The 10,635-nt window shown below is 73.7% G+C and carries 9 protein-coding genes; 3 read left to right on the top strand and 6 right to left on the bottom strand.

Annotated elements, in window-relative coordinates:
- Nucleotides 1–36: 36 nt before the first annotated feature.
- From E1212_RS28265 to E1212_RS28255, 3 genes are all read right to left on the bottom strand, one after another.
- Nucleotides 37–714: a DUF998 domain-containing protein gene (locus E1212_RS28265; protein WP_131988748.1), complete on the bottom strand. Its 678-nt coding sequence runs from the start codon at nt 712–714 to the stop codon at nt 37–39.
- A 98-nt stretch (nt 715–812) separates the two neighbouring features.
- Entirely contained in the window at nt 813–2,003 is a 1,191-nt protein-coding gene (solA, locus tag E1212_RS28260; RefSeq protein ID WP_131988746.1) for an N-methyl-L-tryptophan oxidase, read from the bottom strand.
- Entirely contained in the window at nt 2,000–2,827 is an 828-nt protein-coding gene (locus E1212_RS28255) for a spermidine synthase (protein ID WP_131988744.1), read from the bottom strand. Before E1212_RS28255 ends, solA begins: the two co-directional genes overlap by 4 nt.
- Nucleotides 2,828–2,845: 18 nt before the next feature.
- Here E1212_RS28255 and mgrA point away from each other — a divergent pair, with 18 nt between their 5' ends.
- The 3 genes from mgrA (at nt 2,846) to E1212_RS28240 (ending at nt 5,252) form a co-directional block, all read left to right on the top strand.
- Nucleotides 2,846–3,907 carry an L-glyceraldehyde 3-phosphate reductase gene (mgrA, locus tag E1212_RS28250; RefSeq protein WP_131988742.1) on the top strand — a complete coding sequence of 354 codons (1,062 nt, stop codon included), beginning with the start codon at nt 2,846–2,848 and terminating at the stop codon, nt 3,905–3,907.
- A 4-nt stretch (nt 3,908–3,911) separates the two neighbouring features.
- Complete coding sequence (locus E1212_RS28245) at nt 3,912–4,691, top strand: methyltransferase domain-containing protein (RefSeq protein WP_131988740.1); 780 nt, start codon at nt 3,912–3,914, stop codon at nt 4,689–4,691.
- A gap of 132 nt (nt 4,692–4,823) precedes the next feature.
- Entirely contained in the window at nt 4,824–5,252 is a 429-nt protein-coding gene (locus E1212_RS28240) for a DUF3040 domain-containing protein (protein ID WP_131988738.1), read from the top strand.
- Nucleotides 5,253–5,438: 186 nt separating this feature from the next.
- Here the strand turns inward: E1212_RS28240 and E1212_RS28235 are convergent, their stop codons facing one another.
- From E1212_RS28235 to E1212_RS28225, 3 genes are read right to left on the bottom strand one after another with little or no spacing between them, the layout of a single operon-like run.
- Nucleotides 5,439–7,808 carry a transglutaminase TgpA family protein gene (locus E1212_RS28235; protein ID WP_131988736.1) on the bottom strand — a complete coding sequence of 790 codons (2,370 nt, stop codon included), beginning with the start codon at nt 7,806–7,808 and terminating at the stop codon, nt 5,439–5,441.
- Nucleotides 7,808–9,145: a DUF58 domain-containing protein gene (locus tag E1212_RS30900; RefSeq protein ID WP_131988733.1), complete on the bottom strand. Its 1,338-nt coding sequence runs from the start codon at nt 9,143–9,145 to the stop codon at nt 7,808–7,810. Before E1212_RS30900 ends, E1212_RS28235 begins: the two co-directional genes overlap by 1 nt.
- 6 nt (nt 9,146–9,151) lie before the next feature.
- Entirely contained in the window at nt 9,152–10,111 is a 960-nt protein-coding gene (locus E1212_RS28225; protein WP_131988750.1) for an AAA family ATPase, read from the bottom strand.
- Nucleotides 10,112–10,635 lie beyond the last annotated feature (524 nt).

Below are 10,635 nucleotides of genomic sequence, written 5' to 3'. Positions count from 1 at the left end.
GGGATCATCCCCGCGGCCGCCGCCTTGCATCCCGGGTCAGCAGGTGAGTGTTACCCGGGCGAGGCGGGCGCACGTCGTGGCAAGCCAGGCCCAGCCGGCCAGGATGCCGGCCGTGAAGGCGAGCACACCCCAGCTGGCACCGCCGCTGCCGGAGATCGCCATGAAGCCGGCGATGATCAGGGCGCCGCTGGCGGTGGAGTAGCGCGCGGCTCCGCGGGCGCCGGACCGGCGCAGCCGGCGGGCCAGGGCGAAGCAGGCGATGGTGAGGCAGGTGAAGCCGATGGCGCCGGCGGCCAGGTGCGCGGTCCCGTGCCAGGTGATCGCGACCTCCGCCGCCGTCGTGCCGGCGGGGAAGCCCTCGACCGGGTCGGCGACGAACACCGCGGCGCCGATGAGGGAGAGCCCGAAGACGCCGACCAGGCGCGGGGTCCACACGCCGGCGAGCCCAGTCTGCCGCAGCCCGGCCGCGGCGGCCATCGTCAGGGTGGCCGCCACCAGGAAGTTCGTGATCTGCACCCAGCCGTAGTCGCCGTTGGCCAGCACGCTCGCCGGGTGCCGGGTCGGGTCGTAACCGTCGCGGACGAAGAACTGGGCGACGACCGTCGCCACGTAGAGCGGGCCGGCGACGACGCCCGCGGCGAGCAGCCGCCGGGTCGAGCGGGCGGCGGGTACGGCGGAGACGGCGGTGACGGGAGTGGCGGCGACGGCGGTCATGGTCCCGGTCCTTTCGAAGCGTGGGGTGCCCGGCTGAGCCCTACACTTCCACCGAAAAGAAAAACTGTCAAGGGCAAAGAAAGTTGTCGGTGATGGCGTCACCCGCGCAGCCGGTGGATGGGGACGAAGGACGGGTCGGCGATCGCGGGTCTGTCGGCGCGGAAGGCGTCGATCGGGTACGGCGTCGACCCGGAGGTCGCGAGGTCGGCGAGGATGCGGCCGATGAGCGAGGCGAACTTGCCGGCGTGGCCGCCGCCGACGGCGGTGACGATGCGCGGGTGGCCGGGGACGTGGTCGATGATGAACTCGCGGTCCGGCGGCAGGTCGTACACGCAGGTCTTCGTGAGCAGTTCGGGCCCGGCGGCGTCCGGCAGCCGCTCGCGCAGGAAGTCGAGCACCAGCGACGTCTCCGCGGGATCCGGCTCCGTCGTGCGCGTCGACTGCGTGACGTAGCGGCCGGAGAGGTCGCGCGCCGCCTTGACGGCGACCTCGCCGTAGACGGGGAAGCCGTAGAAGAACTCCTCGCCGTGCCAGATCCACATCGGGAACCGGTCCGGCGCGAACGCCCGCAGGTGCGGCGTCGCGAAGTAGCTGACCTGTTCCTGGCTGAGCCGGATCCCCAGATCGACCCCCAGGGGTGCCAGCAGCGACGGCGTCCACGACGCGGCGCACAGGACGACGGAGCCGGCGTCGACGATCGCGCCCGACTCGAGCGTGACACGGACCGACGTCGAGGACGACGCCAGGGACGCCACCGTCGTCGACGGCGCGAACTCGACGCCCAGGCCGCGGGCGAGCGCGATGTGCGCCGCCGTCGCCCGGCGGATGTCGAGGATGCCGCCGTCGGGCTGGAACAGGCCCACCACGTCGTCGCCCACCCGCCACTGCGGCCACCGCTCCCGCACCTCGGCGCCCGACAGCCGCGACCACGTCACCCCGGACGACGCCAGCGGCCGCAGGGACGCCTCGTACGCATCCAGCTCGACCGCGCCCGGCGTGCCGGCCACGGCGAGGTCCAGCCCGCCGGTCCGGAGCACCAGCCCCAGCCCGGTCAGCGCCTCGATCTCGGCCCAGGTCTCGTAGGCCGACGGCGTCAGCGCGGTGTAGACGGGGGAGTGGTAGGCGTGCCGGATGATGCGCGAGTGATCCTCCGAGGCGCCCCGCCCGTGCCCGAGCTCGTACTGCTCCAGCACCAGCACGTCGCGGTGCCCGGCCGCCGCCAGCCGGTACGCGGCGGCCGAGCCGAGAGCGCCGGCCCCGATGACGACGTGCTCGTACGATGTCTTCACTGCGACCTCCGCGGTTTCACCCCGGCCACCAGCTCCTTCACCCGCGCCGGGTCGACGTAACGGGCTCGGACGGCGCCGCTCGCGAGCTTGCGGACCAGCGCGTCCTCGGGCAGCGGCGCCTGCGAGGCCAGCAGCACGACGTTGCCGTAGCGGCGGCCGCGCAACTGTCCGGGCTCCGCGATCAGCGCGACGTGCGCGAACACCTCGAGCGCGCTCGCCGCCTCGATCCGCGCCTCGCGGACCTGCGCGGTGTCGGCGACGTTGCCGACGTACAGGCCGCCGGCGACGAGGACCCGCGCCGCCTCGGCGTAGAACCCGGTGGTCACCAGGTGTGGCGGCACCAGCGCGCCGTCGAACGCATCGCGGACGACGACGGCGGAGTGGCCGGCGGGCAGCGAAGCCAGCCCCGCCAGCCCGTCCATGGCCTTCAGCCGCAGCCCGCGCACCGACCGCAGCCCGAACGCCTGCCGCATCAGGGTGACCAGCGCGGCGTCGATCTCGAACACCGTCTGCGGCGATCCGGGCCGCGTCGCCGCCACGTACAGCGCCAGCGTGCAGCCGGCACCTCCGATGTGCACGGTGGGCAGCGCCGACCCCGGCGGCGCGGCCGCGTCGAGGACGTGACCCATCCACTGCATGTACTCGAAGTCGAGCCGGGTCGGGTCGCCGAGGTGGACGTAGGAGCTGGGCACGCCGTTGACGATGATCGACCAACCGCCCGGGTCGGTGCGGTCCGCGATCAGCTCCGCCGTCCCGGACTCGATGTCGTGCGCGCCGGCGAACCGGTCGGGACGGGGGCGGTCGCTGCCACGGGACGCAGGCACGAACGATAGGTTCGCAGCATGGCTGACCGTCCGCAAAAGAACCTCCACGTCGGCGCGCCGTACCGGGCCGACGAGGCGCGCTACATCGACACCCCCTACCGCCGCAGCGGCCGCACCGGCCTGAAGCTGCCCGCCGTCTCGCTGGGGCTGTGGCAGAACTTCGGTGACGAGTCGCCGCTGGCCACGCAGCGGGCCATCCTGCGCACCGCCTTCGACCGCGGCGTCACGCACTTCGACCTGGCCAACAACTACGGCCCGCCGCCCGGGTCGGCGGAGAAGAACTTCGGCCGCATCTTCGCCGAGGACTTCCGGCCGTACCGCGACGAGCTGATCATCTCGACGAAGGCCGGCTACGACATGTGGCCCGGCCCGTACGGCGAGTGGGGGTCGCGCAAGTACCTGCTGGCCAGCCTCGACGCGTCGCTGGACCGCATGGGCCTCGACTACGTCGACATCTTCTACTCGCACCGGTTCGATCCCGACACGCCGCTCGAGGAGACGATGGGCGCCCTCGACACCGCGGTGCGGTCCGGACGGGCGCTGTACGCGGGCATCTCGTCCTACTCGCCGGAGCGGACGCGCGAGGCGGCGGCCATCATGCGCGAGCTGGGGACGCCGCTGGCCATCCACCAGCCGTCCTACTCGATGTTCAACCGCTGGATCGAGGCCGGCCTGACCGACGCCTGCGAAGCCGAGGGCCTGGGCATCATCGCCTTCTCGCCGCTGGCGCAGGGGCTGCTGACCGACAAGTACCTCGGCGGCGTGCCCGAGGACTCGCGGGCGGCCCGGGGCGGCTCGTTCTCGCCGTCACTGGTCACCGACGACGTCGTGGCGCGGCTGAACGCGCTGGCCCGTGTCGCCGAGTCGCGCGGCCAGACGCTCGCGCAGCTGGCGCTGTCGTGGGCGCTGCGCGACGAGCGGGTGACGTCGGTGCTCGTCGGCGCCCGGACGGTGGCGCAGCTCGACGACAGCCTGGGCGCCCTCGACCGGCTCGACTTCAGCGACGACGAGCTCGCCGAGATCGACAAGTCCGCGGTCGAGTCCGGCCTGAACATCTGGGCCCGGTCGAGCGACGCGTGAGCAGATGAACGAGCGCGTGCGGCGCAACCCGCGCACCGAGGCGGTCTGGGCCCAGCTCTACGAGGCCCTGGCCGCGCTGACCACGTCGACCGGCCGCCGGGTGCTCGACATCGTCGACCTCGGCGGCGGGAGCGGCGTGTTCGCCGTGCCGCTGGCCCGCATCGGCCACCGCGTCACCGTCGTCGACCCGAGCCCGAACGCGCTGGCCACGTTGGCGCGCCGGGCCGCCGAGGCGGGCGTCGCCGACCAGGTCACGGGCGTGCAGGGCGACGCGGCCGGGCTGGCCGCGCTCGCCGACGACGTCGACGTCGTGGTGTGCCACGGGGTCCTGGAGGTCGTCGACGACGTCCCCGGCGCGGTCGCCGGGCTCGCGGGCTGCCTGCGCCCGGGCGGCGTCGCCAGCGTCGTCGTCGCCCAGCGCTACGCGGCCGTGCTGGCCAAGGCGCTGGCCGGTCACCTGGGCGACGCGCGGCGGCTGCTCGACGACCCGGACGGACGGTGGGGCGACTCCGACCCGCTGCCGCGCCGGTTCGACGAGGACGGCGTCAGGGCGCTGCTGGCGGGGGCCGGGCTCGAGGTCGCCGGGGTGCACGGCGTCCGGGTCCTCACCGACCTCGTCCCCGGCAGCGCCGTCGACGATCCGGCGGAAGTGGCCGCCCTCGCCGAGCTGGAGGCGGCCGTCGTGGCGCACCCGGCGTTCCGGCCCGTGGCCGCCGCCCTACACGTGCTGGCGCTGCGACCCGCCGTGGCGGCCGAGGCGGTGAACGGCGTGGCGGAGGTGTGAGCAGGGCGGCAGCGGGTACTCGAAGACCGTTCCGGTTCGGCCGAGCACCTGGCTTTCTCTCCCGGCGTCGGCCGCATATGCTGGTCCTTACAGCAGGTGCCCATAGGTTTCCGTGTTCATTGGAGGGGAACGGTGCCACTCTCCGATCATGAGCAGCGGCTGCTCGAGCAGATGGAGCAGGCGCTGCTCGCCGAGGATCCGAAGTTCGCCACCGCGATGCGTGGCGCGGATCTTCGGCGGCGGTACCGGCGGCGTGCGGTACTGGCCGGCCTGGTCTTCCTCGTCGGCGTCGTGATGCTCATGACCGGCGCGGTGACGCAGGTGATCGCGCTGGGCGTGGCGGGTTTCGTCGTGATGCTCGCGTCGGCGTTCTACGCGGTCACCTCGTGGCGACGCGTCCCGCCCACCGACGGCACGGCCGCCGCGGGTGACGTCCCCGACATCAGCCCCGGTTCGCCCCGCCGGCAGCGCCGCCCCAAGGGCCCGCGCAACAACGGCTCGTTCATGGAGCGCATGGAGCAGCGGTGGCGCAACCGCCGCGAGCGGGGTTACGGCCAGTAGACCTCTGGTTCACACGCGAGCGTCGCCCCGGTGATGGGGGTGGCGCTCTCGTCGCTTCCCGGGCCTGCCGACGTCGAGTAGCAGTCTGCCGACGTCGAGTAGCGCCGCCAGCCCGGTGGTCCGGACCCGCGGCGTGAGAGATCCCTCACGCGGACGCCGGTCGCGTCCGGCCTGGTCGCAACTGGTCTACTCGGCCGGCGGGCGGGGTGTGGAGACCCGGCGCCGGAGTGCGGCCGACGACGTGGCGGCGCGCAGCTTCTCGCCGGTGAGGTCGATCCAGTCGAAGGCGTCGATGAGCGTGCGGTTGGCCTCGTCGGCGGAGTCGCGCAGCCGGGTCGGCAGCAGGAACGCCTGCACGCGCCGGGCGAACGAGGCAGACCCGGCGACGGGCCGCAGGACGAGGTCGGTGTCGGCGCGCAGCGACTCGACGGGGGCGGGCCGGCGGGCGTAGCGGGCCTGTTCCACCGCGCCGACCAGGTGGTCGAGCACCTCGCGCTCGTCGGCGTCGAGGGACGCAGCCTCGGCGACCCGCCGGCCGGTGACCCGCGGCGTGGCGGCGGGATCCCATGCGATGCCGGCGTCGCGGGCGCCCTCGCGCAGGTCGGCCCACGCGGCCTCGGCCGACGCGGCGGGGTCGTCGCCGGCGCGCCGCCACCGCAGCTCGCGGCCGATGCGGGCGGCCGCCGTCGGGGTGAGGAAGAACGCCACCAGCGCCAGCGCCCCGACGATCACCAGCGGCCACTGCGACGGAGGCTCCTGGCCGCCGCCGGTGGCGCCGCCGCCGAGCTGGTCGTCGCGGGGGATGGCCGGCGCGGTGGCCGACGACGTCGGCACCGGCGCGGTGGGGTTGGCGTTCGGGGACTCGGGGTCGTCATCGGGGATGAGCGTCCAGTCCGGCGCCGGCCCGGTGACCGACGCCGGGGTGGGCTCGAACCGGATCCAGCCGGAGCCCTGGAAGTACAGCTCGGGCCAGGCGTGGGAGTCGTGCGAGCGGACCATCCAGGTGCGGCTGCCCTGGTAGTCGCCGGGGGTGAAGCCGACGGCGACGCGCGCCGGGATGCCCAGGTAACGGGCCATGATCGCCATGGTGGCTGCGAACTGCTCGCAGTAGCCGCGGCGGTCGTCGAGGAAGTCCTCGAGCGCCGTGGCCGAGTGGCCGGGCTGGGACTCGATGTCGTAGGTGAAGCCGCCGCCGGGGCCGCGGAACCACTCTTGGAGGGCGGCGGCCCGGCTGAAGTCGTCGGCGGCGCCGGCGTCGGCGACGATCTCGTCGGCCACCTCGGTGACCACCGGCGGGAGGTCGTCGGGCAGCTCGAGCATGGGGTCGACGTCGTCGCTGGGCGAGCCGGCGCCGCGCAGCTGCTCGATGCTGGGGTTCACGGCGAGGCTCTGCGCGCTGTAGCGCCGGGCGCGCACGTCGTCGCCGTCGGCCACCACATCGAGGGTGGGGCCGTGGAAGCGCCAGTCGCCGTCGATGTCGATGCGCTGCGTGGGGTAGGGGAGCGGCAGCCAGCTGGAGCTGAAGTCGTCGGTGACCCGGATGTCGTAGTCGACCACCGGGTACTCGCCGTCGTCGAGGCCCTGGGGCCACGGCAGTCCGTCGCCGACGGAGTCGGGCACCGGCCGGTCGGAGGTCTTCCACTCCTCGCCGTCGAACACGTCGAGGGTGACGATGCGGATGTAGGCGGGCTCATCGGCGGACGAGGTGTACTGCAGCACCTCGACGTTCTCGCGGCGCTGCAGGTTGCGCTGCAGGTCGACGATGGGGTTGTCGGTACGGATGGTCTGCCCGCCACCCCCGCCCCCGCCGCGGCCGGGGCCGAGCAGTCCCTCGGTGAGGACCGGCGCCATGCCGGGCACCGCGACCGCCACGATGAGCGCGACGGCGCCGACCCGGCGGCCGTTGCGGGCCAGCGAGTCGGTCTCGGGGATGCCGCTGCGCCGTGCCGACGGGCTGGCCGAGCGGCCCCACGACGCGACCCGGGTGCGCCCCTCGGAGACCAGCAGGGCGAGGAACCCGGCCGCCGGCGGCAGGAACCACCACCAGTCGAGGGCGTTGGTGGTGAGCACGGACGCCGCGACGGTGTAGCAGGCGGCCAGCGGGAACCCGGTCATCGGGACCCGGCGCAGCCAGACGGCCAGCGCGTCGACCAGCACCGCCACGATGCCGGCTCCGCCGACCACGAGCATGAGGATGCCGCGCGGGACCGGGACGGGGGCGATGTACATGGTGGTGACGTCGGTGCCCTCTTGGAACACGTCGACGAGGCGGGCGGCCCAGTCAGTGGTCGGGATGAAGCCGAGCAGCGCGACGTCGTTGGCCACCAGAACGCCGAGCCACAGCACCACGACGGCCAGCTGCGCGACCGGCACCAGCAGCGACGGCACGCCGAGCTTGCGCAGCACGAAGCCGGTGCCGGCGACCAGCGCGACGGCGATGCCGGCCGGCACGATCCAGTCGTCGGTGATGGTGATGGCGAACAGCGGCAGCACCGACAGCCACGCGGCCAGGGCCGCGATGATGGTCAGGCGGCCGTGCGCGCTCAACGACGACATCAACGCACCTCTCGTCCGCTCGCGGCGGTGGCGGCGCCGGCACCGGCCGGCTCGACGACGGGGGCCGTGACGGCGGGGCGCTGCAGGCCGAGCCGCTCCCACAGCGTGGCGAGGTGCTCGCCGCGCTTGGCGACGATGACGTTCCAGCCGGCGCTGCGCAGCACCTGGACGGCCCCGGTGAGCCGGACCTGCTCGCGGCTGTTCTCGCCCAGCGAGGTCCAGCTCATGACGTCGAGGACGATGGCGAGCGCGGCCGTGGAGCCCTGCCGCAGGCTGGCGACCACCCGCGCCTCGTGCTCGCTGAGCCGGCCGAACACGCCGACCAGCAATCCGGTGGCGGCCTCGGCGCCGCTGAGGAGGTCGGGCCAGCGCCCGACGGAGGCGTCGCGCTGCGGCTGGACGACGGCGAGCGCGTCGAGCAGCGACACCTTGGCATCGCCGGGGCCGCTGGCGGGGTCGTGCCAGTTGGTGGAGACCGAGCTGCCGTGGTCGGTGACGAGCCGGACGGCGTAGCCGCGCTCGGCCAGGTGCACGCCCATGGAGGCCGCGGCGGTGACGCTCCACTCGAGCGAGGAGTCGATGCCCTCGCCGGTGTGCCCGGCGGTGCGGGTGTCGAGCAGGATGGTGGCGCGGCTCTGCCAGGGCTGTTCCTCGCGCCGGACCATGAGCTCGCCGTGGTGCGCGGTGGCCCGCCAGTGCACGCGGCGCATGTCGTCGCCGATGCGGTAGGCCCTGATGGTGGCGTCCTCTTCACCGGCGGCGGCGATGGCGCGCGGCCGGCTGTCGCCGCTGCCGCTCCACTCGCCGACCAGCCGGACGGGCGGCAGCTTGTGCACCGTGGGCGTGACGATGAGCGTGCCGACGTCGCTGAACGCGCGCTTGAGCTCGACCATGCCGAACGGGTCGGTGACCCGGACCGTCAGCGGCCCGACCTTGTACCGCCCGCGCACGACGGGGTCGATGGCGTAGGTGACGTCACGGCGGAACCGCGACCACACGTGGTCGAGGACGAACCGCGGCCGGGCGCCGAGCGTGAACGGGATGCTGTCCTCGACCAGCAGCACGCCGGTGGGGATGCGGGCGGAGTTGGCCAGCCGCAGGTGCACCGTCGCCCGCTCGCCGACGGAGACCCGCGGCGGCTCGATGGAGCGCGACGCGGCCAGCCGGACCCGGCTGCGCAGCGCCACGACGAGACTGATGGCGGGGACGACGGCGAGCAGAAGGCCGACTCGGAGCACGTCGCGCTGACCGGCCAGCACGGCGGCCACGATGGCGCCGCCGCCCACGGCCAGGAAGGCCCAGCCGCGCCGGGTCAGGCCGGACAGCGCGTCGTTCATGTGCGGTTACCGTGCCGGTTCGGGCTGCGGGATGCGCTGCACCAGGTCGGCGACGATGCCGGCGGCGTCGCGCCGGCCGATCTGCGCCTCGGCCGTGGGCAGCAGCCGGTGGCCGAGCACCGGCGCGGCGAGCGCCTGGATGTCGTCGGGCAGCACGTACTCGCGGCCCTCGAGGCCGGCCCACGCCTTGGCGGCGCGGATGAGGTGCAGCGTGGCGCGCGGCGACGCGCCCAGCCGGAGGTCGGGCGAGGTGCGCGTGGCGCTGGTGAGGGCGACCGCGTACTCCTTGATGGGGTCGGCGACGTACACGCCGCGGACCAGCCGGACCAGCTTGTGCACGTGGGCGGCGTCGGTGACCGGCTCGAGCGGGTCGAGCGCGCTCGTGGAGCCGTGCGTGTCGATCATCTCGATCTCGGCCTGGGGCGACGGGTAGCCCATGGACAGCCGCATCATGAACCGGTCGCGCTGCGCCTCGGGGAGGGGGTAGGTGCCCTCCATCTCGATGGGGTTCTGGGTGGCGACCACCATGAACGGCGCCTCGAGCTGGTAGGTGGTGCCGTCGACGGTGACCTGCCGCTCCTCCATGCACTCGAGCAGGGCTGACTGCGTCTTCGGCGAGGCGCGGTTGATCTCGTCGCCGACGACGATGTTCGCGAACACGCCGCCGGGCTTGAACTCGAACTCGCGGGTCGACTGGTTGAAGACCGAGACGCCGGTGACGTCGCTGGGCATGAGGTCGGGAGTGAACTGGATTCGGCGCACCGAGCAGTCGATGGCCCGGGCGACCGACTTGGCCAGCATGGTCTTGCCGACGCCGGGGACGTCCTCGATGAGGATGTGCCCCTCGGCCAGGAGCACCGTGAGCGCCAGCTTGATGACCTCGGGCTTGCCCTCGACCACCGAGCCTATGGCCGACTGGATGCGCGCCGCGGTGTCGGCGAGATCGGACAGCGCCAGCTCCGACACCGGTTCGCTCGGCCGTGGTTGGTGACGGCCCGGGTTGAACGGCTCAGGCACGTTTCCTCCTTCGATCCCCGACCTCGTCGGCGTACGTGCCTCGGCCGATCGCGGAACTCCCGCTTCCAGTCTTGCAGTGTGCGACGTGTGAGTGGTCGCAGAGGTTCCGATCGGCCCTGGCTTTGACCCCTACCCGCAGAGCCTATGTCGAGTCCCTATGCAGGCGCATCCATCCGAACCGGACATTCACCCCTGACAGGCGGTTCCCCACTGTCCTCCACCCGCGCGCCCACCCGGCTGAAGCACCCCGCCGACCAGGGGTGACGGCGACAGCATTCCGTCGCGTACGGCGCCCGCGGGGCATCGCGGCGCCGGCCCTCCGCGCGCTCCCCGTCGCCCTCCACCACGCTCCACCACCGCCCGCCGGCGGCTGCCGCCGTCGTCGCTCATCGGCTCTGGCCTGCGACGAAGCCGTCCCGCCCCACGCCTGGCCGCTGGGTGGCGCCGTCGTCGACGGGCGCCCCGAGTGGGGC

Origin of the sequence: Jiangella ureilytica (assembly GCF_004348545.1) — a bacterium.
GTDB lineage: Bacteria > Actinomycetota > Actinomycetes > Jiangellales > Jiangellaceae > Jiangella > Jiangella ureilytica.
The sequence above is the reverse complement of the archived record's forward strand: the minus strand, read 5'-3'. Positions and strand labels throughout refer to the sequence as shown.